Here is a 22,248-nt window from a genome sequence, read left to right on the forward strand (position 1 = left end):
CAGCCTCCCCCAATTTTTTAATACTTGTATCTTAACACTGGTCGGGACTTTTTTGCCAGACGAATAAAAAAGCTTCCCTGCCCTGTGTGAGGGAGGGAAGAGTGTGGGACAATCGGTCTATTTGACAAACCCAAGCAGCATTTCCCGAATCAGCTTTGCCGCTACCACAGGGGTTTGTTCACTGTGGTCATAAGCCGGTGCCACTTCGACCAAATCAGCGCCGACCACATTCACTTCCGAACGGGCGATGGCGTGAATCGCCGCCAACATCTCTTTGGAAGTGATGCCACCAGGCTCCGGCGTTCCCGTACCCGGCGCATGAGCCGGATCGAGCGCGTCGATATCGATGGTCACATAGACGGGACGGCCAGCCAAGGATGGCAAACATTTTTCCAGCGGTTCAAGCACATCGAATGGATAAAAGTGAATACCCGCTTCTTTGACATAAGTTACTTCATCTTTAGTCATGGACCGAATCCCAAACTGATACACATTTTGCCCACCGATCAATTCAGCGATTTTGCGCAAAGGCGTGGCGTGGGAATACGGCTCCCCCTCATAATCCGTACGCAAATCGGCGTGAGCGTCGATATGGATCACCGCCAAGTCGGGGTAATCTTTATACACTTCCTGCACCACCGGCCAAGTGACCAAATGCTCTCCGCCCATCCCGATCGGCATTTTCTTCTTGTCCAAGACTTGACGGACGAAATCACCGATTTGCCGCAAGCTTTTCTCCGGATTGCCAAAAGCCAACGGAATGTCCCCAGCGTCGTAATAAACAATCTCGGTCAGTTCCCGTTCCAAATAATGGCTGTATTCTTCATGCACCAAGGAAGACTCCCGAATCCGCGCCGGTCCAAACCGCGATCCGGGACGGAAACTAACGGTCCAGTCCATGGGCATACCGTACAACACGGCTTGCGCCTGCTCCAAGTCATCACTTGCACCAATGAATACATTACCTGAGTATTTCTCATCAAATCGCATCAATTATTCCCCCTCTGGCTGGAGCAATTCCAGGACGAACGCCGGCAGCGAGAACAACGCTTTATGCAATTCTGGACGATAATAACGGGTGTCGAACCGATGTAGCTTGGTCTCGTCCACTGCCAGAGGATCATATTTTTTCGAGCCAATCGTAAAGCTCCACAATCCGCTGGGGTAGGTTGGAATGCTTGCCGTATACAGGCGGGTGATCGGGAAAGTACTGGAAATGTCACGGAAAACCTGGCGGATGAGATCCCGGTTGAACCAAGGGGATTCTGTCTGCGCAACCATGATTCCGTCATCTTTCAGCGCTTCATAAATTTCCTCATAGAAAGGCTTTTGGAACAATCCCACCGCAGGTCCGACCGGTTCCGTCGAATCGACCAAGATCACATCGTACTTCCCTTTGTTGTCCCGCACATGCTGAATCCCATCAGCAACTTGGATATCCACACGCGGATCGTCCAGCCCACCGGCGATCTTGGGAAAGAATTGTTTGGACGCTTCAATCACTTTGCCGTCGATTTCTGCCAACACAGCCTGCTCGACACTCGGGTAGCGCAAGATTTCCCGAATGGCACCTCCGTCTCCTCCGCCAACAACAAGCACACGCTTTGGATTGGGATGGGTATTCATCGCAACGTGGGTGATCATTTCATGGTAGACAAACTCATCGCGGTCGGTGGTCATGACCATGCCGTCCAGCACCAACATGTTTCCAAACTCGGCCGTTTCAATTACATCTAACGTTTGGAACTCTGATTTATCGTGATATAACGTCTTATTGATTTTCGTCGTGATTCCATGGTTCTTCGTTTGTTTTTCTGTGTACCAGAGATCCATTTCTCTCATTTCCATCATTGATTACTCCTTTCCTATGTACAACTCTAACTTACTAAGAATAATGCATGGGCGAATCAGTTACAATCATTTTCCTCAACCATAAGACCAACCTTTTTCTCAGGTATATTCTTCCTGCGACCTCCGCATAATATTCTTGCTTCTGTTTAAGTAGAGACGGAAGAAAACACCGGAAAAAGGAGCCGCAAACATGAGGGAACATCCACACGCCACTCCAAACGAATCAACGAAACTACTTTTCATCCTGAAGGGCTTGTCTTTGGGATACAAGTTATTAAAGAGCCTTATCATCACACTCGTGATTGGTGCTCTTTTATCCGGTTTGTTGCTTTTGTATCTGAAGTCGCGTCCATTGCCCGTCCCTAACTTTTTCTCAGCGTCCATACTTTATGACGATTCAGGGCAAGTGTTTGGACGCCTAGACGAAGGGGAAGCGCGCATCCCGGTTCGTTTGCGGGACTTGCCTCCTTCGCTCATCTCCGCCACTTTGGCTGCCGAAGATAAAGATTTTTACCGTCATCACGGTTTTTCGATAAAAGGCATTCTCCGGGCGATGGCCATCAACATCAAAAAAGGGCGCATCGAGCAGGGGGCCAGCACCATCACGCAACAATTGGCGCGCAATCTCTACTTGACCCATGACCGCACGTGGGCTCGCAAGATCAAAGAAGCGCTGTTAACCGCCCAGCTTGAACTCCACTACAGCAAAGACCAGATATTGGAGCTTTATTTAAACCAGATTTATTACGGACATGGCGCTTATGGCGTGGGACGAGCCGCCAAACTTTATTTCAACAAAAAAGCGGAGCAACTCACATTGGCAGAGTCTGCGTTTTTGGCGGGCATCCCCCGGGGCCCCTCTTACTATTCCCCATGGAACCATCTGGAGCGGGCCAAGCGCAGACAACGCCACATCTTGGACCTGATGGTGAAAAACGGGGCGATTTCCCTAGCAGAAGCCGAGCAAGCCAAACAACGCGTGCTTGCCATCGCCCCCCAAACGAAACCCAAACAACTAAAAGCCAATTACTTTCAGGATTATGTCATTTCAACGTTGGTGAACCAGTATGGATTGGATGAAGCTGTGGTGCGGCGAGGTGGTTTAAAAATCTACACCACGCTCAACACCCGCATGCAACAAGCAGCCGAACAAGCCTTGAGAAAACACACCGAACCCACTCCTGGATTGCAGGGGGCTTTGATCTCCGTCGATCCCCGGACAGGAGCCATTAAAGCGATGGTTGGAGGCAAAGATTATCTGACATCCCAGTACAACCGCGTGTTCGCCAAACGGCAACCTGGTTCGTCATTCAAACCGTTCCTGTACCTTAGCGCGTTGCAACAAGGTTTTACCCCGATCACACGCATTGAGAGCAAGCCTACTACATTCGTCTACCAAGGGGGCACTTACAAGCCATCCAATTATCGGGATCAGTACGCTTACCGTCCGATCACCATGAGGGAAGCGATTGCCCGCTCTGACAACATCTACGCTGTCAGCACACTGCTGTCTACCGGAATGGAACGGGAAATCGCCTTGGCCCGGAAACTCGGCATCAAAAGCCCGCTAAAACCAACCCCCTCATTGGCTTTGGGAAGTTACACTGTCTCGCCCTACGAAATGGCCGAATCGTACGCGACGATTGCCAACGGCGGCATCCACCGCCCCCTGATAGGCATCACAAAAGTGGTCGACCCTTTCAACCGAACCATCATCCAAGCGCAACAACCAGCGGAGCGGGTCGCCTCTGACGCCCACACCTTTGTCTTGACTCAGCTTTTGTCTAGCGTGTTTGAACCGGGCGGGACAGGCTATCGGGTTCGCCAACAATTCACCCACCCCGCCGCAGGCAAAACAGGAACGACCGACTGGGACGGTTGGCTGGCTGGATACACACCTGATTTGGTTACAGTCACTTGGGTCGGTTATGACCAAGGGAAACGGCTTCCCCACCATCAAGCCCGTTATTCGCAGTACATCTGGGCCGATTATATGAAGGAGGCAACCAAGCCGTTCCCAAGCCGCCGCTTCCCCGTTCCGGAAGGAGTGAAAGGCGTTTATATTGATGAAGAGACCGGCACACTGGCAACACCGCTGTGTGAACGAGTCCGGTTTGAGTATTTCGTCAGCGGTACCGAACCGAAAATCATCGCACCGCATCACCGTTTACCGGAGCGGGAGCCGTCACTTTGGGAACGGTTGGCTGACTGGTGGAATCGATTGTAGATCGTATCCGATGAAGATGGACAGCTACACATTGGCCCACACCCAGCGCTAGCATGGCGCGTGGGCCACAAAGTTGTCAATGAGCAAAAAAACCCCCCATGCCTTTCAAGGACATGGGGAGGTTTGCTTTAACATTCGTTACTGCCGCCGACGCGTCCCTCGCCGTCTGCAAATTCACCATCATTCAGCAACGTGATTTTGCCTGCTGCAGCCAACTCTTTCATCACTTCATACATGCTTTCTTTTTTCCCTTCAGGAAGGGACCGCACAAATTCGTTAATCTCTTGCTCGGATACATTGGCACGGAAATGCGTACCGCCATGCCTCGCAAAATGTTCATGGTTATTTGCCATCACTACCGCCTCCCTATCCTTTAGCTTGCGCAAAAGAGGCGAAAATTTACCATGCCATCACAAAAACAAAAAATGGCGGACAACTGTCCGCCATTTTTTGTGTCCTAGCAAAAGATTCCGAAACCACTACTTAGTGTACTCCTGCCCCATATGAGGCGGCAATAGCGAATGAAGTTTGTTCACATTTCGTTCAATTTTATGACGGAAGCTGCGCTTTTAACTCCGCCTTGCTGTTATTCCACATTTCTTCATTGTGTTTGATGAGTAACTCTTTCAACGCGGCCTTCTCCGTTTCACCCATTTCCGACAGCTTGACTCGCCGTTTCAGTGCATCATCCATGCGGTTCACATGAAAGGCGAGATTTTTCCAACCGATGCGTTTCTCCCGATGAATCCGCATCGGGCAAGCCGCGGCACCGGCATAATACGGGCCGTTTTCATCACGATCTACCGCTACCCACACGACCCAATATAAGGTGCCCCCAGGCACTTCATCTTCATTGCTGGTAAACTTCACACCACGCTCTACCGCGCTTTTGGCGTGAATCAAACCGAGATCGATCTTAGCCTGATCTCCTTCGATCAATATGGAAGAAAGATTGCTCAAGCTGATGGTGCCTGTGTGGTAAGCCCCGTGGGTGGTTGATTTGTTGCTTAGAATATTGAATTGCACATCTTTTTTGTTGCCCATATGCTTTTAGCAGTTACGAAAGCGCGTTTCCCCTTTCGTAACGCTTCACCTCCCTTTGCCGTTCGGGTTTGTCCCGTCCATCCGTCGGATCGGTTTTCCCCCTCCACTTATTTTACAAGATTCATCGCCGAAAATCCCGTTTTTGCAGAAGGGGGAAACGGGAAGGTGATCAGGGAGGGAAACGCCACCTGTTATCCGCCGGCCAAGCCTAACACCTCATTGCAGGGTGTGGACGCATCTGAAGCTTTCTGAGAGCCGGTTACTTCCCCGCGCACGTGTTTTTCCCGCTTTTGTTTGTCCTTGATCGGCTCCACTTTGGGAGCTTGCATCTTGCCCGGCTTCCGTTTCCGAGCGGCCTTCTCCGCCGTACGCTTCATCTCCTTGTTGTCCCTCTCCTGTTGATCTGCTTCCGCTATTTCTTGTTCTTCCGTTCCCTTTTTTTGTTCTGCCTCCGCAGACTCTTCCATTGGCTCGGGCACTGACTGTGGCTCCTCAAGTGAGGCCACCATATCTGCCCCCTCTTGGGCACCGACCAATGATCCTACTGTCGCTTTCTCCGGCTCTGCTTCAGGCGGGTATTCTTCAGATATCACCACTTCACCCAAGGTCTTTTGCTTCAGCGGCAATTGAATATTAAACGAGGTTCCCAAGCCCGGGGTGCTGGTAACGCACATGATTCCCCCATGATCTTCAATGATGCGGGAACAGATGGCCAATCCCATTCCCGTCCCTTCATCCTTGGTGGTGAAAAACGGTTCAAAAATGCGAGAATACAATTCCGGAGGAATGCCATTTCCGTTGTCCATTACCTGGATATGCACTTGCTCCTCGCTCTTTTGCCATGAGACTTGCACTGTCCCTTTTTCCGACAAAGCCTCCAACCCGTTTTGCACTAAATTGATCAGCACCTGTTTCAACTGCTCGGCATCCGCCTCCATCTCTACCGGTTGATCCGGCTGATGGCCAATCAGCTCATGTCCCATCAAGAGGGATTTTGGTTGCAGCAGGCTGAGTACATCATTCATCAGGCGATTCAGATTAAACCGGGTTACTTTCACCGGCTTGGCTTCACTCAAATTAAGAAACTGTTTCAACAAGTCGTTGATGCGATCAATCTCGGGCAAAATGATTGATTCCCATTTTTTTACCGCTTCCGACTCGACAGCGGAAATCTGGACAAACCCTCGAATCGATGTAAGCGGATTGCGAATTTCATGGGCCAGTCCGGCCGCCAACTGCCCGAGCGCCGATAGCTTCTCCAGCCTGAGACGGTGCTCCTCCTCCTTGTCGCGCCGTTGTCGTTGGGCGAGCATCAGGCGATCTTCCGCTTGTCGGATCAATTCCGCTCCTGTCTTCGCTTCCGTGGGATAGGAGGCTGACGCCATGCAGTAATTAAGCAACGGATGATTGGCCTTCACCTCGGCCAGGACAAACTCCACTGTTTCGATCAAACGCCGCAACACCGCGCCGTCCCCCATCAGCCCGATGGCAAACTGATCTCCGTCATAGCGGGCAATCCGCGCGGAAGGAGGCAAATGTCGCTTTAACAAGTTAGCGATCTGCACCAATAGCCGATCGCCTGTGTCGTTTCCATCCTTCATATTGATTTGCCGAAAATCGGTCAAATCAAAGCAAACCACATGATAGGACAGGGAGTGGGCGCATCGGGACAATCCACGGGTCACTTGCTCCTGAAACCCGTGAAAATTGTACAAGCCCGTCAGCGAATCGCGCAGATAGGTTTCTTCCAGCTCTTTCTGAAATTCTCTCAACCGTCGGTTGGACTCGTTTTTCTGTTCAATCAGGCGACGCGTTTTCTCTTTCTGTTTCTTCAATTCAAAGAACCGATCCCGCACTTGGTCGCTAATCCACGCAACCCAAACAAAAAGCAAGCCGTGGCTGACCAGCTCGATCGCCCGCAAATAACTCCATTCAGTATAAGCAGATATCAATATGTAAGTAATAAAAAAACTTATGGTTATAAGATAGTTTCTCTCATCAGATGCTCGAAATAATACATATCCTAATACAATTAAATATACCGTTAAAATAGGGATTGTCTGCGTAAACAAGTCAAGCAATGCAATCGTGGCGACAATGGATGCCATATAACCATAACGTGGAAAATGACTGACCCACTTCCGGTTCAGCACCAGCAGAAAACTGAGTAACGTTGTGATTAATCCCACACTAATCCAATGGAGGGACGGATGTAGGGAGAAGATTTGCTCAACAAAGTAATATAACCAACCTTTGCTCTCGGTCGCCTGTATATCTAACACGTCCAATACCCACCCCTTCATATCACAACTTTTATGCCATAATTCAACGCATTTTTACAAGACATGCCACTTTATTAGTTATTCTCTTCCACTGTAAAATGAAAAATCCTCCCAATCTTCCCTCTTTCGACATAAGATTTAATATTTCGATCACACCTTTGACGATTTTGTGAGGTTATGATAGGCTTATTTTCAGATAAATATATCTTCTAATTGTTTGCAAGCCAAACCCAGGAGGGACGCCATGAACCAAGCGGAAATCTCCCTGGCCGAGTCCATTCTTTCAGCAGTCGGCGGCACGGAGAATATTCAGAGTATTGCGCATTGCATGACTCGTCTGCGCCTGACCTTGCGCGATGAGTCTGCGCTCCAATTGGATCAATTGCGGTCGATACCAGGCGTGCTCGGCGTGGTGGAGCAAGCCGGAGAGTACCAAATCGTGTTGGGACCTGGGCTGGTTACGCGCGTGGCCACGCACTTGAGCAAATTGAGCGGCAAGACCTCCACAACGGTAACGGAAGAACACCAAGTGCAACGGCACAACACCGCCAAGCAACTGGTGCGCAAAATCGCCAACATCTTCATCCCATTGATTCCAGCCATTATTGCAGGCGGAATCATCATGGGCTTGACCAATGTGCTCATCCATTCCTTCCCCAGCCTCAAAGAAGGCAGCACAGTGATTCCGTTGTTACAGGCCATGAGCAAGGTCATTTTCGCATACCTGTCCGTCTTTGTCGGCATCAACACGGCCAAGGAGTTTGGCGGAACACCGGCGTTAGGCGGAATTGCGGGGGGCCTCTTCATTCTCCCCGATATCGAAAACATCCAGCTGTTCGGGGAAGCGCTGGTCCCTGGTCGCGGAGGGTTGATCGGCGTCCTGTTGGCAGCCTGGTTTATCGTCTGGCTTGAAAAAAGCATTCGTCCGTTCGTACCCAAAAGCATTGACATCATCGTCACTCCAACTGTGGCGGTTCTAATCACTGGCTTCTCCACGTATATCGCCTTGCAACCAATCAGCGGCTTCCTGTCTGAAGCGCTTACTGGTGGCATCCAGACGCTGTTAAACCAAGGCGGTTTGTTCGCCGGCGCAATCCTCTCTGGTTTCTTTCTGCCCTTGGTGATGCTGGGCTTGCATCAAGGACTTATTCCCATTCATATGGAGCTGTTAAACGCGACTGGTATCGACCCCTTGCAACCAATTCTCGCCATGGCTGGCGCCGGACAAGTAGGAGCGGTATTCGCTGTCTATCTCAAAACACGCAACACCACGTTGCGTAATGTGATCAAAGGCGCCTTACCTGTAGGCATTCTGGGCATCGGGGAACCACTGATCTATGGTGTCACCTTGCCCTTGGGTCGCCCATTTATCACAGCATGTTTGGGAGCTGCGGTCGGAGGCGCGTTTCAAGCAGTGTTCAAAGTGGCCTCCGTTGGTATCAGCGTGTCGGGGTTGCCGCTCACATTGCTGATCAAGCCGGATCAAATCATGCTATATCTGATCGGCATTGTGATCTCTTACGCGGCCGGCTTCTTCTTTACTTATTTCTTTGGCTTCAAAGAGGACATGGCCAAACACTTCTCGTCTCACAGTCCGGCATCGAACAAAGGGGTGTCTCTGCAATAAGTTGGCAACGCGCGCAAGCGGACGGTGGGCCACAGCTCTCCGCCCGCCTGCGCCTCGACGCAACCCACCCGCGCCTTCATAGGCGTTTTTTTCATGTTCATTTGGCCACCCAAGCGGCCCGCCGCCCAAATGAACATGAAAAGGAGCCCGCTTTGGATCAAGACACGGACTCCCTACTTATTCTAATTGAATAATTAAGTTTAACCACCGCACGTTTCTCCTCATTCTCATGATGTTCTTGATTCGCCGCGGGGATTGCTGGTCGCCCTTGGCCTTATTTATTCTTTCGCCCCGTTGTGCGACGTAACGGATAAGACCAAAGGCCCCCATTATCCGAGATAATTGACCAAATGGTTAAACCCCTTTGCCGCTTTGTCTTTGCCTTCCACTTCATTCTCCACCACATGCTTGTTCACCTTGTCCCAACCGTAAGGCTCTTCCATCGCGATGTGATCCCGCTTCAGCAAGGCAAACTTTTGCGCCTCTTCAGCATAAGGATGGTAGACACCTTGCGCTTCGTGCGCTTCCATCCCATAGGTGGATTGTCCAACTGCAGCCCGTGGTGGATAATGCATTTGCTCATTCAGCAGGGTGTGCACCACCGTCTCCTTCAGGATGTTTTTGATCTCCTCGCTACGGTAACCGCTTTCCAAGCTCTTGATCCATTGATAAACCGGGCCATCTTCCGGAGTGAACGTGACATTGCGCTGGGTCGGCACATACTCGCTCCGCTTCTGGATTTGCTCCTTCAACAGACGAGAGTCGCAGATCGATTGCAAGGGGAAATAGTTGTTGCGCAGATAGGACTGGATGCAGTACTTCACCAGCATCGGGAATTGGCCTTTCGGCAGGATTTCATACCAATAACGAACCAGACGATCCTTTTTTCCTAGATATACGCCAACGGTAATGGATGACATATAAATACACCTCCGGGATTGGTCAAAAAATTTTAAATACCTAGAATTAATATTAATGGTAACAGGTGAACTACGAAACCGTCAACGGGAATACTTTGTCGAATCCTGTTATATATGCTCGGAAACGAAAAAAACATGCTTAACGCATGTACAATCTATACGAAGGCAAAAAGCCAGGTTTTAAATTTTTATTTAATCAGGTAAAGGTATTGCTAGCTTTCAGCAGACATTTGATAGCGAATCTGATTGATTTGCTGATAAGCGGTCTTGTCTTTCAAACATTCAAACATCTTAATCACAGGGGCAGTATTCACTTCAAATATCCAAATCTTCCCGTTCTCATCCACGGTCAAATCAATGCCAAGTTCCTTTAAACCTGTAAAGCGTTTATTTAATGTTTTGGCTATTTCTTTGGAAACTGCATATATTTCTTTTTTTAATGTTTTTTCTTTTTTACCAACTGAATGCGAAATGCGTTTGATCACCTCGCTTGCATCCAGCGGGGTTCCTCCTCGACAATGATTGGTGACCAAGCCCCCCGGAGGAGCCAATTTGGCGCAAAAACCCGTGATTAACCAGTCATTTTGCGGTTTTTGCAGGTGAACGCGAAAATCGACATTTCTCTCGTCCACTTTCGCCATCTGAATCCCTTGTTGTGCCATGTAATTTCTTCCGGATATGATCTCCTGCTCAATCCATTTAAACGCCCTCTGTACTGGCAACTCTCTTCTGCCGTTCAGTGTTTGACATATTACTCCTCTTTTGGCAGGGGTTAGCTTGACCACCCCTTTCCCGCCGCCGCCAATGTCGGGTTTGAGAAAGACAAACCCATGGCGTTGCAACATGTTAATTACTTCCTTCCTACTGTACGCCTGACTTTCCGGGATGTAAGGCCTGATTCGATCATTTTCCCAAAGCACCGCCGTTTTCTTCAATTTGCTGGGGACCGACTGCATCCTTGGCATTTTTCTCATTTATCTACCATCCTTTCGCTCCCCTTACTATATTCACCTCCGCCAGATCGGGTCATCCTCCTTTCACCCAATTTTGCCTAATCCCCTCAACCGGGGATGGTAAAATAGTTTCATAGGCGGGCGATTGTTTTCCCAATGTTCTTGTGGGACAATGATTTTACGCTTTTTATGTCCAGGAGGGATCTGTACGTGAGCGCCAAAATCTACGTAGTGGAAGATGAACGGCCAATTGCCGATATTATTAAGTTCAATTTGGAGAAAGAAGGTTACCAAGTGGAATGCATCCATGATGGTGACGAAGCAATTCAAAAAGTGCTCAACGCGCCGCCGGATTTGATGTTACTGGACTTAATGTTACCCGGCGCCGATGGTATCGAAGTTTGTCGAAGAGTGCGACAGCACTTCCAATTTCCGATCATCATGCTGACCGCCAAAGACTCGGAATTGGACAAAGTGTTGGGATTGGAGATGGGCGCTGACGACTATGTAACCAAACCATTTAGCAACCGTGAACTCCTAGCGCGGATCAAAGCCAATTTGCGCCGCACTCAGTCGCAACGCCAAGAAGCGACGCGGGAGGAGCCTGCCAAAAACAATCTGGTCATCGGTGATTTGATAATCGACCCACACAGTTTCATCGTCAGCAAGCAAGATCGGGTTATCGACCTGACCCACCGCGAATTTGAATTGTTGCTCTACTTGTCCAAACATGTCAATCAAGTGCTGACCAGAGAACATCTCCTGCAATCCGTCTGGGGGTATGATTACTTCGGTGACGTGCGCACTGTCGATGTGACCATCCGCCGTCTGCGTGAAAAGATCGAAGACGATCCGAGCGCGCCTAAGTACATCATCACGCGGCGCGGCATCGGTTACACGATTCGCGATCCCCGCGCAGATCGGTGAATGGGTGGGTAAACGCAATGAAGAAATGGAAGCAATTGATGAACAGCGTGCAGTGGAAGCTGGTCGTGATCTACATTCTTTTAATCATCATGGCCATGCAATTGGTTGGCGTCTACTTCATCCGCCAACTAGAATCGGTTTTTATCAATGACCTGCGCGCCCAATTGAAAGAACAAGGATATGTGCTGTCCCTGATTGTCTCGCCTGAACTGGAAGCGAAAGCTGAAAATGACCGCGACCGTGCCAAGCGGTTGCGGGCCCGCCTGTTGCAAGCGGCGCCCAACACTAGCCAGAATTTCACCATCGTGCGCGTGATTGACCAGAACAACTGGGTGATCGCGTCCAATGAGCCGAACGAAAAAATATTTAAACTGCCCAACCGCCTCACTGATTTGATGGATAAGAAGCAACCGTTCGCCAAAGTGAAGGATGCGGAAGGAAACGACTACCAAGTATACGTGACCAAACTGCTGGATCGGCAACAGCGGGAGTTGGGCTCACTCTATTTGGAAGCCCCCTTGAAACCGACCTATGACCGCATCTATCGCATCAGCAAGATCTTAATCAAGATCGCAGCGGTAGCCCTGGCGGTGACCGGATTCTTAGTCATCATCTTGGCTCGCACCATCACCCTGCCGATCAAAGAGATTCGAGAACAAACGAAAGCGATGGCATCAGGTGACTTTGACCGCCAAGTGGCCGTAAAGAGTGAAGACGAGATCGGCCAATTGGCCATCTCCTTCAACGATCTGGCTGCTCATCTGCGAACAGCGATCAAGGAAAAGGAAGAGGAAACAGAGAAACTGGAATCCGTTCTGGCCAACATGAGCGACGGTGTGATCGCAACCGATTTGCAAGGGAAAATCATCGTGAAAAACATTCCTGCAGAAAAACTGTTGGATCGCCAAATCACGCTCGGTAGCTCGATCACAGAAGTGTTGTCCTTATCAGAGCCGTTAAAACTGCCGCTGAAGGAAGCCCGGCAAACTTTCGTCGAACACCACCATGCCGATGCGGAAACCCAGACGGTGCTGAAGATTAACTTTACGCCGATCAAGCTGAAGGGAAATGACTTGATCGGGATGGTGGCCGTACTCGAAGACGTCACTGAACAAGAGAAACTGGACCGGCAACGGAAAGATTTCGTCGCCAATGTGTCTCATGAACTGCGGACGCCTTTGACCACCATCAAAAGTTATATCGAAGCATTGGAAGACGGAGCGGTCGAAGATCCGGAGTTGGCTGTCCGCTTCCTCAAAGTGGCCCGCCAAGAAGCTGACCGCATGACGCGCCTGATTCAAGACTTGTTGCATCTCTCGCGCCTTGACGCTCGCAAATCGAAGTTTTACAAAAAACCGCTGGCGTTGACCGAGATATTGGAAGAAACCATGGATCGCTTCCGCTTCCAATGCCAGCAGAAACAGATTAGCTTCACGCTTTTCATTCATGGCTCCCTGCCCCGTGTGTACGCTGATCCGGATAAGCTGATGCAAGTATTGGACAATCTCGTGTCCAACGCCATCAAATACACCCCGGAAGGCGGTTCAGTGGCGATTGTCGCCAAGCGTAACTCGGACGGCATGGTGGAGGTAGGCATTGCCGACACCGGCATCGGCATTCCCAAGCAAGACTTGGGCCGGATTTTTGAGCGGTTTTATCGTGTGGACAAAGCCCGTTCGCGCAGTCTGGGGGGCACCGGACTGGGGTTGGCAATCGCCCAAGAAATTGTACATGCGCATGAAGGGACGATCGCGATTGACAGTATCTATCAAAAAGGCACTGTCGTCACCTTCACACTGCCCCCCGTCAGTCGGAGGTGAATAAGCCCAAGTGGAAGAAAAATGGGTTGAACACATCAAAACCGTCGTACTGATCTTACTCATCACCCTCAGCTTCTGTCTCACGGGATTTTTGTGGTTTTACTCGCCCGGATACCAACAGAAGCCGATCAACAACATGCCACCTCCTGTCTTGGCGAATGACAAAACATACAACGAAAAGAAATCCACCCAGTTTGTCGCCCCGTATCAATTGATCGTCAACCTGGGCGGCCGGGCGACATGGTTACATTCCGACAGTGAGGAATACCGCACGTTGGTAGAAAGCATCAAAAGCGCAGAAATCACCAAATTTGAGGCCGTAAACCAAGTCACACCCGAAGAATGGAAGAAGCGCCTGTTAGACGGGCCTTCACTCCAGTTGCAATTCCCCCGCGACATGCATTCGGAGACGGTGGATGCATTTTTCAAAACGTCGGTCTTGGAGAAATTCTCCCTGCATCAACCTGCCGACATCAGCCGCATCCTGCTCCATCTAAGCGGCGGTCAGCCCCAGCTTTGGCTGATCTCTGATGATGCCAAAACGATCTTGCAAGCGCAATTGCAACTGGACCCGACCCACTTGCAACAAACGATGGAACATGCTGTGCAACACGCGCAAGTGGAGCTAACGCCGGTGGTGGCCAACGGCAAAGCGCCTTGGGACAAAGCGAATGATAAACAGCCATGGTCACGCATCTTTTATCTGCCGACCGCATCAGCCAAGCTCCCGGTGTGGCGTTATAAAACGGAACAAATCAAGATTGATGACATCAAAGAGTATTTGCTGACATCAACCGACGTGGAGCCAATCGTCATCCATGATGAAAATCTTTACATGGCTCGGTCCCAACGGCTCGTTTATAATAAGAAGGGTTCATTGCAATACACTGAAGATGTTCCCACTTCTGAATCGACACATCCACTGGTTGAGAACCAGTTATACGACGTCAACAACTTTGTCAAGCGGCACCGCGGTTGGACAGGCGATTATTTGCTTGACCGTGTGGAACGGGTCAAAGATGAACGGGACACCAACCAACTTACTTTCCGCCGTATCATTGCGGGCCTACCCGTATACTGGAATCGGCAAGACGGGCAGATGATCTACCCCGATGTGTTGCAATTCCAAGCGGGGGCCAGCGGTGGAGAAGACGGGATCAAGCAGTACGCTCGGTCAACGGTGTACATGCTCGAGGGTGCCCGCGACGGCGAGGCGACGCTCCCCGGGCGGGACGAAGTGCTTCAGCAATTGAGCGAACGCAAACTCGCCTTGACCGCCATCCAACACATCTATCCCGGTTATGAGACAAACCATAACCTGAAAGATAAAACAGTCCAGTTCACCCCTGTCTGGGTGGTACTCACCACGGCTGGAGAACAGGTCTTCATCGGTTCGCCAACGTCATAGGGAGGAAATCTCCATGGATTGGAGTCGCGCCAAAACGATTTTGATTATCGCCTTCATCGTCTTAAATCTCTTTTTGGGACTGCAGTTAAACCAACTGGTAAAACAGCAGTCCGATTATGTGGAAACAGAAGAGATCTCGCTTGCACAATTAAAACAGATCGCCAAAAAGAGCCGCATCCAGTTTCCGGAAGAGCCGGACAACACACCAACGACACTGGCAGCGTATAAAGCTACCGTCACCCCGATCCGGCTGGCCGGATGGAAGAAAAATGAGCTGAATGGTTACAGCAAAACCTACGCCACTCCCCTCACCTTCCACAACGAGCGGGAGTTAAACCGGCTGTTGAGCATGGAAGTGCCTCGTTTCGGCGATTATGAGCTGATGGAAACCAGCCGAGACAAACGCATCTATATGCAGCATGTCAAAGGAAGACCCATACTGGATGCATTGTTGGAAGTGGAGTTGGCGGCTTCCTCGATCAAAGCCATCCATGTGGTACACTATGACTTGTCTCAATCGCCGACAGCAGAGGAGCTCATGACCTATCCAAGCGCGCTCTACCAGGTGATCACCAACCTGAACACAAAGGGTCCGGCTTCCATCACCAATCCCAAGCTCGGCTACCGTGCCGCCTATGGTGGTTCCAAAGAGGAATACATTCTCGTCCCTTATTGGCGGTTTGAATTCGGCAACAATTGGATTTACTTAAACGCCACCAAGCGCGAAGCCAAAGAAAAAATGGAAATCGTGCCCAAGCAATCTATTGAAAGCAAAGGAAAGACGCCATGAAGTTTAGTGTGTTGGCCAGCGGAAGCACTGGCAATTCCACTTATATTGAATCCGACAGCGTCAGGGTGTTGGTGGACGCGGGATTAAGCGGCAAACAGATTGAACAGCGCTTAGAGCAGATCAATGTGGACCCATCCACCCTGTCCGCCATTTTGGTAACGCATGAACATATCGACCATGTGCGAGGGCTCGGGGTCTTAGCCCGTCGCTATCAGATCCCCATCTATATGAATGAATCGACTTGGCGTCACCTGCCAAGCAGTGTGGGGGATATCCCCGAATCCTTGCAAAATGTCTTGGAAACGGGTGCGGCACTGGAATTGTCCGATCTGCGCGTCGAATCATTTGCAATCTCGCATGACGCTGCAGAACCGGTCGCCTACCACATCCAACACGGTGAGGACCTCCTCTCCATCGTTACTGACTTAGGTTATGTAAACCAACGGATCATCGACCGGGTGAGCGGTTCTCACACCATCGTCTGGGAGAGCAACCATGACGTCGAAATGTTGCGCATGGGAACGTATCCATGGAATGTGAAACGCCGCATTTTAGGCGACACCGGCCATCTCTCCAATGAAGATGCCGGGGTGGCGCTGACCGAGATTCTTAAAGGGATGGGTGAAAACATCTACCTGGCCCATTTGAGCCGGGACAACAACTTAAGCGAGTTGGCCCATCTGACCGTTAAAAACATTCTAGAAGAAACCGGCATGCAGGTAGGGCGTGATGTCCACCTGTGGCCTACGTATGACGACCGCCCCACCCCGCTAAGAGCGGTAAAGGACAAATAAAGGGAGTCCCATCATACATGGGACTCCCTTTATTCTTCGGTTGGCACCGTGATTTCCCTGTCCAGCCGCGTCGCCAACTCCGCCAACTCATCCGGTTCGATCAACCCTTTATCGACGAGGAGGTCGATTAAGGCCGATAAGAGCAAACCCTGTTGGTAAAATGCCAATTTCAGATCAGCCACCTGCGCGCCCAAATCAACTCCAGCAAACCGTTTTAACGTATTGACAGAGGGTCGCTTTCCCTGTTTCATTCTCTCATCTCCTAATCACTTGTATTAGTTATCTTCTATTATTCTCCTCATTTTTCCTATTCTTCAAACTTGTATCTGTGTATCATTCTCCTTGTGCCATTTTGACACAAGCAAAACAATGATTCTCCACATCAACTTCACACACCCGCTATAAAATAAATATGTACACAAAAGCCTGGATTCGCCCGTTTCGATCCAACTGTGTCAACAACCTTACGTTTCTTTGAAAACCAGACCACCCCACATAGGGATTTAGTATAATACATTTGAGTTGTTGAAATAATGAGAGCGAATCCACTCCCATACATATGGCCTGAATTTAAGGAGGGAATGCCATGGGTTTTTATGATGAACAGCCGGATTACAAACAGCCAAAGCGCTCCGCCAGTCCCATTTTCACTTCGGTCGTATCCGCGGTTATCGGGGGATTGATTGTATTGCTGTTAAGCCCATCCTTAACGCGCATGGGGCTTCTTCCATCCGCGGATGGCAACCTGCCGCAAACCACGGTGGGCAACAAGCAAGTGACCAGCGTCAAGGTGAACTCAGACATTACCAACGCTGTCAAAAAAGCGGCTCCAGCCGTGGTTGGGGTTATCAACTTAAAACGCTCATTTAATTTCTTTGAAACCGAAGAACTGCAACAGAGTTCCGGATCAGGTATTATTTTTGAGAAGATTGACGGCAAAGCGCGCATTATCACCAATTATCACGTCATTCAAGGTGGTAGCCGCTTTAAGGTGATCATTCCAAAGGGCAACGACAAAAACCAAGAAGTCGAAGCGCGATTACTGGGCGGAGATCAATTGACAGACTTGGCGGTATTGGAAATCAGCGACAAATATGTGACTGCCGTCGCCGACTTGGGCAACTCCGACCAACTCACTGCCGGAGAACCTGCTATCGCCATCGGCAACCCGTTGGGACTGGGCCAGTCAGTCACCACTGGTGTCATTAGCTCCCCCAAACGGGCGTTTAAAGTGGATGAGCAAACGACCACCGATGTCATCCAAACCGATGCTGCCATCAATCCCGGCAACAGCGGCGGCGCCCTGATCAACATCTCAGGCCAAGTGATTGGCATCAACACCCTCAAAATTGCCGAACAAGGGGTGGAAGGCCTCGGATTTGCCATCCCTATCAATGACGCACGCCCGATTGTTGAAAAATTGATCAAATACGGCAAGGTGTCGCGCCCGTACTTAGGAGTACAAATGGTCGATGTTGCCGATCTCACTCAAGAAGCTCGACAACAGCTCAACCTCCCCAACAACATCACTTCCGGAGTGGCGCTGTATGAGTTGGAGCCTGGCTCCCCTGCGGATCAAGCTGGCTTGGAACCGGGAGACGTCATCACCGCCCTCGATGGTCAAGCCGTCAAAGCGGGTTCGGATATCAGACAATACATGTACACCAAAAAAGCTGTCAATGACAAAATGGAAGTAACCTACTTCCGCGATGGCAAAAAACAAACTGCTACGATTACTTTGGGCGAAGCGCCAAGCAACTTGAGATAAAAACGTTCAAGCCCCGTTTGTAAAAACGGGGCTTTTCCTTTTCCCTGTCTTTTGATAAATTTGTGGATATTGTGGATAACCTATGAATAACTACTGTGCGGTAAGGAGTGAAACAGCAAATGGCTTCTGCCGATAAGAAAAAATGGTATGCATGCGACGAGCACGTCGACATTGCACTTGATGAAATTGTGGATATGTATGAACAAGCTCCCCTTATGGAACTGATGGATGACGAACCGAACAATCAAGCAACATGTTTTTGGTGCGGACAAACTCCCCGTTATGTGTTGCAACTCGCTAACCAAGAGGAGACATCGGAGGAAGGCGCATGAAAATCCAACTCATCACCGTGGGAAAGTTGAAAGAAAAATATTTAAAACAAGCATGCGATGAATATCTAAAAAGACTTACTCCCTATGCCAAAGTGGAAATCGTGGAAGTGAATGAAGAAAAGGCACAAGACCCTGTTCATGAAGCGGAAGTAGCGCTGATCAAACGCAAAGAAGGCGAGCGTATCTTAAAAGCCTTATCCCCCGACGCCTTCCTCATCGCTTTGGCCATTGAGGGCAAATCCCTCTCTTCTCCGGAGTTCGCCAACAAACTGGAGCGATTGGGTACCTACGGACAAAGCCATGTCGCTTTTGTCATCGGTGGTTCATACGGGATCGCACCAGAGGTGCTAAAACGGGCTGACCTGTTGCTGTCTTTTTCAGCCATGACCTTTCCCCATCAGCTGATCCGCATCTTCCTCCTGGAGCAAATCTACCGTGCCTTCAAAATCATCCGCGGCGAAACATACCATAAATAAGTTTTTCGTGGACTCGTCCCTAAATGTTAACGAGCGGTCTAAGGCTTCATCTTGTAAATAAGCCAGTGGCTCCAACCCCGTTTTCTCATTGTCTTTATGCGTGATGACACAAAATAAAAAACACACTGGCTGATGATGACTCCACAAGTCTCATCGCCAGTGTGTTTCTTTATTCGCCGAAGCCGGCGTCTATATGATTAAGCGTATACCGGACGCACTTGGATCGTTTGGTCACGATCCGGACCGACAGAGAAAATCGCCAGCGGAATCCCTGTCAACTGTGACACCCGTTCTACATAGTGCTGGGCTTCCAAAGGCAAGTCATGGAAGTTACGCACTCCCGTGATATCCTCTTTCCAACCCGGCAATTCTTCGTAGACCGGCTTGCATTTAGCCAAAATGTCGAGATTGGCAGGATAATTTTCGATGATTTGCCCTTCATATTCATAAGCGGTGCAGATTTTGACCGTGTCAATGCCGGTCAGCACGTCCAGCGAGTTGAGAGACAGTCCAGTGATGCCGCTCACACGACGTGCATGGCGTACTACCACACTGTCAAACCAACCCACGCGCCGTGGGCGGCCAGTGGTGGTACCGTACTCGCGTCCCACTTCTCTGATCTGATCGCCGATTTCATCAAACAACTCCGTGGGGAATGGGCCGTCACCAACACGGGTGGTATACGCTTTGGCTACACCCACCACTTGATGAATCTTGGTCGGGCCGACGCCAGAACCAATGCATACCCCACCAGCGACCGGGTTGGACGACGTAACGAAAGGATACGTCCCTTGGTCAATATCCAGCATCACGCCTTGGGCCCCTTCAAACAAGACCCGTTTTCCTTGGTCAATGGCATCGTTCAACACTACCGACGTGTCGACGACATAGTCGCGAATCCGATCCGCATAAGCCAAATAAGGCTCATAAATCTCTTCAAAGCTAAATCCTTCTTCTCCATAAAGCCGTTCCAAGATACGGTTTTTCTCCTCCAAGATCCGCGTCAGCTTCACCCGGAACAATTCCTTATCCAAGAGATCGCTGATGCGGATTCCCACCCGGGCCGCCTTATCCATATAGGCCGGGCCGATCCCTTTACCTGTCGTCCCGATTTTGCCGGAGCCCTTGCTCGCTTCTTCAGCTAAATCCAAACGCAAATGATAAGGCATAATCACATGGGCCCGATCAGAAATGCGCAAGTTGTCGGTGACAATCCCATGTTCATGCAGGTAGTCCAACTCCTTCACCAAGGCTTCCGGATTGACTACCATGCCGTTACCCAAGACGCACACTTTGTCACGATAGAAGATCCCAGACGGAATCATGTGCAGCTTGTAGCGGGTTCCACCAAACACAATGGTGTGTCCTGCGTTGTTCCCGCCTTGATAACGCGCAACAACCTCCGCCTTCTCTGCCAAGAAATCCGTGATCTTCCCTTTACCTTCATCTCCCCACTGGGTACCTACAACAACCACCGTGGACATCGTTTGTTCCCCCTCAGCGGTACAATTTCCGAACATCAAATTTAAGCACCGCTTCATTTTACCAATATTACCGCGTTGTTGTCAATAAAACACGAACATTAATCGGAATATTATAAACGATCATTCGTGTATAGCTGATTGCTTTATATCCAAGCTTAAAAATTTGTTGTAGTTCTTAAGGAAGAGCAATTCCACTTTGCCAACCGGTCCGCTCCGCTGTTTGCCAATAATGAGCTCAGCGATGTTTTTCTTCTCGGAATCCTCATTGTAATAATCATCCCGATATAAAAAGGCTACCACATCGGCATCTTGCTCGATCGAGCCCGATTCCCGCAAGTCCGATAACATCGGCCGTTTATCTTGCCGCTGTTCCACCGCCCGCGACAACTGCGACAATGCAATAACCGGCACATCGAATTCCCGCGCCATCAATTTCAACGACCGCGAGATTTCGGAAATTTCCTGTTGCCTGCTCTCGCCGCCGCGACCCGAAATCAACTGCAAGTAGTCGATCACAACCAATCCCAAGCCACGCTCCACTTTTAAGCGGCGCAATTTGGCGCGAATGTCATACACAGTCACTCCCGGCGAATCGTCAATAAAGATCGGCGCTTCGCTCAATGTACTCATCGCCATTGTTAGCTTTTCCCAATCTTCCTCATTTAAATTCCCCGTTCGGAAAGCTTGGGCGTCAATGTTCCCTTCCGATGCCAACATCCGTGACACCAACTGAGAAGCCCCCATCTCCAAACTGAAAATGGCCACGGTCTGTCCACTCCGCACTGCCGCGTTTTGTGCCAAGTTTAACGCAAAAGCCGTCTTTCCCATCGCTGGTCGGGCGGCCAGAATGATCAGCTCCGATCCCTTAAGGCCGGAAGTCATCCGATCCAGATCGACAAATCCGGTAGGAATCCCGCTGATGCCGCCTTTGTTAAAGTGCAACGCTTCAATCTGTTCATAAGACTCCATCAACGCGTCTTGAATCGGGATAAACCCACTGCCGCGGATGCGGCGCTGCGATACTTCCAAAATCCGCCGTTCCGCTTCATTGAGCAATTGATCCAATTCATCGTTGCCGCTATAACCGGACATTGCAATCTGGGATGCCGTCCTGATGAGTCGGCGCAGCACCGCTTTCTCCTCAACGATCTTGGCGTAATACTCGACATTGGCTGCGGTAGGCACGGCACTGGCCAGTTCGTTGAGATAGGTCACTCCCCCCACTTCTTCCAACAGCTTGCGGTCTTGCAACTCCGCTGTCAGGGTGACCAAATCAACGGGCTCTCCCTGTTCGCCCAATTCATTCATCACTTGAAACAGGCGTTGATGGGACTGGCGATAAAAATCATCTGGCTTTAAGCGCTCATTAACGGAAACCAATACGCCCGGCTCCAGCAAAATGGCACCCAACACAGCTTGTTCAGCTTCGTGATTGTGCGGAGGTAGACGATCAGCAAACAAGTCACTCATCGTTTCTCCCCCTTTGCTCCATAAAAAAGCTCTCCATGCGAGTGGAGGGCTATAAATCACTTCTTTGATGAAGAG

The 22,248-nt window shown here is 50.1% G+C and carries 21 protein-coding genes; 10 read left to right on the forward strand and 11 right to left on the reverse strand.

Translation table 11 applies throughout. The features are described from left to right. Positions 1 to 117 precede the first annotated feature (117 nt). Both speB and speE read right to left on the reverse strand, forming a co-directional pair. The gene (gene speB / locus EDC32_RS09815) at positions 118 to 990 is read right to left on the reverse strand and encodes an agmatinase (RefSeq protein WP_132221801.1); all 873 of its coding nucleotides are present in this window, start codon (positions 988 to 990) and stop codon (positions 118 to 120) included. A 3-nt stretch (positions 991 to 993) separates the two neighbouring features. Beyond that, the gene (speE, locus tag EDC32_RS09820; RefSeq protein ID WP_029071957.1) at positions 994 to 1,833 is read right to left on the reverse strand and encodes a polyamine aminopropyltransferase; all 840 of its coding nucleotides are present in this window, start codon (positions 1,831 to 1,833) and stop codon (positions 994 to 996) included. A gap of 208 nt (positions 1,834 to 2,041) precedes the next feature. Between speE and EDC32_RS09825 the strand changes: the two genes are divergently transcribed. Continuing rightward, a complete protein-coding gene (locus tag EDC32_RS09825; protein ID WP_132221803.1) occupies positions 2,042 to 4,078 on the forward strand; it encodes a transglycosylase domain-containing protein in 2,037 nt (678 codons plus the stop codon). Between the two features lie 128 nt (positions 4,079 to 4,206). On the opposite strand, the gene EDC32_RS09830 is transcribed toward EDC32_RS09825, so the two are convergent. From EDC32_RS09830 to EDC32_RS09840, 3 genes are all read right to left on the reverse strand, one after another. Further along, positions 4,207 to 4,431, reverse strand: a complete 225-nt coding sequence (locus EDC32_RS09830; protein ID WP_054095810.1) for a hypothetical protein — start codon at positions 4,429 to 4,431, stop codon at positions 4,207 to 4,209. Between the two features lie 196 nt (positions 4,432 to 4,627). After that, positions 4,628 to 5,122, reverse strand: coding sequence for a YwhD family protein (locus EDC32_RS09835; protein WP_132221805.1), 495 nt, complete (start codon positions 5,120 to 5,122; stop codon positions 4,628 to 4,630). A 191-nt stretch (positions 5,123 to 5,313) separates the two neighbouring features. Then, the gene (locus tag EDC32_RS09840) at positions 5,314 to 7,404 is read right to left on the reverse strand and encodes an ATP-binding protein (RefSeq protein WP_158283323.1); all 2,091 of its coding nucleotides are present in this window, start codon (positions 7,402 to 7,404) and stop codon (positions 5,314 to 5,316) included. 244 nt (positions 7,405 to 7,648) lie between these two features. Here EDC32_RS09840 and EDC32_RS09845 point away from each other — a divergent pair, with 244 nt between their 5' ends. Beyond that, a complete protein-coding gene (locus EDC32_RS09845; RefSeq protein ID WP_132221809.1) occupies positions 7,649 to 9,031 on the forward strand; it encodes a PTS transporter subunit EIIC in 1,383 nt (460 codons plus the stop codon). Here EDC32_RS09845 and EDC32_RS09850 read toward each other — a convergent pair. The 3 genes from EDC32_RS09850 to EDC32_RS09860 form a co-directional block, all read right to left on the reverse strand. Continuing rightward, positions 8,992 to 9,192 carry a hypothetical protein gene (locus tag EDC32_RS09850; RefSeq protein ID WP_132221811.1) on the reverse strand — a complete coding sequence of 67 codons (201 nt, stop codon included), beginning with the start codon at positions 9,190 to 9,192 and terminating at the stop codon, positions 8,992 to 8,994. The two genes, EDC32_RS09845 and EDC32_RS09850, sit on opposite strands and share 40 nt — an antisense overlap. 168 nt (positions 9,193 to 9,360) lie before the next feature. Further along, positions 9,361 to 9,951 carry a hypothetical protein gene (locus tag EDC32_RS09855; RefSeq protein WP_132221813.1) on the reverse strand — a complete coding sequence of 197 codons (591 nt, stop codon included), beginning with the start codon at positions 9,949 to 9,951 and terminating at the stop codon, positions 9,361 to 9,363. Between the two features lie 212 nt (positions 9,952 to 10,163). Next, complete coding sequence (locus EDC32_RS09860) at positions 10,164 to 10,925, reverse strand: YheC/YheD family protein (protein WP_132221815.1); 762 nt, start codon at positions 10,923 to 10,925, stop codon at positions 10,164 to 10,166. A 189-nt stretch (positions 10,926 to 11,114) separates the two neighbouring features. On the opposite strand from EDC32_RS09860, the gene yycF reads away from it, so the two are divergent. Genes yycF through EDC32_RS09885 form a run of 5 tightly spaced genes read left to right on the forward strand, consistent with a single transcriptional unit; the run spans position 11,115 to position 16,643 of the window. Continuing rightward, positions 11,115 to 11,831, forward strand: coding sequence for a response regulator YycF (yycF, locus tag EDC32_RS09865; RefSeq protein WP_132221817.1), 717 nt, complete (start codon positions 11,115 to 11,117; stop codon positions 11,829 to 11,831). Positions 11,832 to 11,848: 17 nt separating this feature from the next. Continuing rightward, positions 11,849 to 13,651, forward strand: a complete 1,803-nt coding sequence (locus EDC32_RS09870) for an ATP-binding protein (RefSeq protein WP_132221819.1) — start codon at positions 11,849 to 11,851, stop codon at positions 13,649 to 13,651. Positions 13,652 to 13,661: 10 nt separating this feature from the next. Further along, a complete protein-coding gene (locus EDC32_RS09875; RefSeq protein ID WP_132221821.1) occupies positions 13,662 to 15,059 on the forward strand; it encodes a YycH family regulatory protein in 1,398 nt (465 codons plus the stop codon). Between the two features lie 13 nt (positions 15,060 to 15,072). Beyond that, a complete protein-coding gene (gene yycI, locus EDC32_RS09880; protein WP_132221823.1) occupies positions 15,073 to 15,849 on the forward strand; it encodes a two-component system regulatory protein YycI in 777 nt (258 codons plus the stop codon). Continuing rightward, positions 15,846 to 16,643, forward strand: coding sequence for an MBL fold metallo-hydrolase (locus tag EDC32_RS09885; protein ID WP_132221825.1), 798 nt, complete (start codon positions 15,846 to 15,848; stop codon positions 16,641 to 16,643). Before yycI ends, EDC32_RS09885 begins: the two co-directional genes overlap by 4 nt. A gap of 29 nt (positions 16,644 to 16,672) precedes the next feature. On the opposite strand, the gene EDC32_RS09890 is transcribed toward EDC32_RS09885, so the two are convergent. Further along, a complete protein-coding gene (locus tag EDC32_RS09890) occupies positions 16,673 to 16,894 on the reverse strand; it encodes a hypothetical protein (RefSeq protein WP_022737311.1) in 222 nt (73 codons plus the stop codon). Between the two features lie 335 nt (positions 16,895 to 17,229). Between EDC32_RS09890 and EDC32_RS09895 the strand changes: the two genes are divergently transcribed. The 3 genes from EDC32_RS09895 (at position 17,230) to rlmH (ending at position 19,219) form a co-directional block, all read left to right on the forward strand. Continuing rightward, complete coding sequence (locus tag EDC32_RS09895; RefSeq protein ID WP_132221826.1) at positions 17,230 to 18,411, forward strand: S1C family serine protease; 1,182 nt, start codon at positions 17,230 to 17,232, stop codon at positions 18,409 to 18,411. 119 nt (positions 18,412 to 18,530) lie between these two features. Beyond that, the gene (locus tag EDC32_RS09900; protein ID WP_132221828.1) at positions 18,531 to 18,743 is read left to right on the forward strand and encodes a CxxH/CxxC protein; all 213 of its coding nucleotides are present in this window, start codon (positions 18,531 to 18,533) and stop codon (positions 18,741 to 18,743) included. Beyond that, entirely contained in the window at positions 18,740 to 19,219 is a 480-nt protein-coding gene (gene rlmH, locus EDC32_RS09905; RefSeq protein WP_132221830.1) for a 23S rRNA (pseudouridine(1915)-N(3))-methyltransferase RlmH, read from the forward strand. The genes EDC32_RS09900 and rlmH overlap by 4 nt, the downstream gene beginning before the upstream one ends. A 197-nt stretch (positions 19,220 to 19,416) precedes the next feature. On the opposite strand, the gene EDC32_RS09910 is transcribed toward rlmH, so the two are convergent. Both EDC32_RS09910 and dnaB read right to left on the reverse strand, forming a co-directional pair. Beyond that, positions 19,417 to 20,703, reverse strand: coding sequence for an adenylosuccinate synthase (locus EDC32_RS09910; RefSeq protein ID WP_022737307.1), 1,287 nt, complete (start codon positions 20,701 to 20,703; stop codon positions 19,417 to 19,419). Positions 20,704 to 20,823: 120 nt separating this feature from the next. Then, positions 20,824 to 22,173 carry a replicative DNA helicase gene (gene dnaB / locus EDC32_RS09915; RefSeq protein WP_132221832.1) on the reverse strand — a complete coding sequence of 450 codons (1,350 nt, stop codon included), beginning with the start codon at positions 22,171 to 22,173 and terminating at the stop codon, positions 20,824 to 20,826. Positions 22,174 to 22,248: the final 75 nt, after the last annotated feature.

This window comes from Laceyella sacchari (assembly GCF_004343255.1).
GTDB classification, from domain to species: domain Bacteria; phylum Bacillota; class Bacilli; order Thermoactinomycetales; family Thermoactinomycetaceae; genus Laceyella; species Laceyella sacchari.

Coding starts and splice junctions, on each gene's coding strand:
- speB (WP_132221801.1), bottom strand. CDS start 990: ATGCGATTTGATGAGAAATACTCAGGTAATGTATTCATTGGTGCAAGT.
- speE (WP_029071957.1), bottom strand. CDS start 1,833: ATGGATCTCTGGTACACAGAAAAACAAACGAAGAACCATGGAATCACG.
- EDC32_RS09825 (WP_132221803.1), top strand. CDS start 2,042: ATGAGGGAACATCCACACGCCACTCCAAACGAATCAACGAAACTACTT.
- EDC32_RS09830 (WP_054095810.1), bottom strand. CDS start 4,431: ATGGCAAATAACCATGAACATTTTGCGAGGCATGGCGGTACGCATTTC.
- EDC32_RS09835 (WP_132221805.1), bottom strand. CDS start 5,122: ATGGGCAACAAAAAAGATGTGCAATTCAATATTCTAAGCAACAAATCA.
- EDC32_RS09845 (WP_132221809.1), top strand. CDS start 7,649: ATGAACCAAGCGGAAATCTCCCTGGCCGAGTCCATTCTTTCAGCAGTC.
- EDC32_RS09855 (WP_132221813.1), bottom strand. CDS start 9,951: ATGTCATCCATTACCGTTGGCGTATATCTAGGAAAAAAGGATCGTCTG.
- EDC32_RS09860 (WP_132221815.1), bottom strand. CDS start 10,925: ATGAGAAAAATGCCAAGGATGCAGTCGGTCCCCAGCAAATTGAAGAAA.
- EDC32_RS09870 (WP_132221819.1), top strand. CDS start 11,849: ATGAAGAAATGGAAGCAATTGATGAACAGCGTGCAGTGGAAGCTGGTC.
- yycI (WP_132221823.1), top strand. CDS start 15,073: ATGGATTGGAGTCGCGCCAAAACGATTTTGATTATCGCCTTCATCGTC.
- EDC32_RS09885 (WP_132221825.1), top strand. CDS start 15,846: ATGAAGTTTAGTGTGTTGGCCAGCGGAAGCACTGGCAATTCCACTTAT.
- EDC32_RS09890 (WP_022737311.1), bottom strand. CDS start 16,894: ATGAAACAGGGAAAGCGACCCTCTGTCAATACGTTAAAACGGTTTGCT.
- EDC32_RS09895 (WP_132221826.1), top strand. CDS start 17,230: ATGGGTTTTTATGATGAACAGCCGGATTACAAACAGCCAAAGCGCTCC.
- EDC32_RS09900 (WP_132221828.1), top strand. CDS start 18,531: ATGGCTTCTGCCGATAAGAAAAAATGGTATGCATGCGACGAGCACGTC.
- rlmH (WP_132221830.1), top strand. CDS start 18,740: ATGAAAATCCAACTCATCACCGTGGGAAAGTTGAAAGAAAAATATTTA.
- EDC32_RS09910 (WP_022737307.1), bottom strand. CDS start 20,703: ATGTCCACGGTGGTTGTTGTAGGTACCCAGTGGGGAGATGAAGGTAAA.
- dnaB (WP_132221832.1), bottom strand. CDS start 22,173: ATGAGTGACTTGTTTGCTGATCGTCTACCTCCGCACAATCACGAAGCT.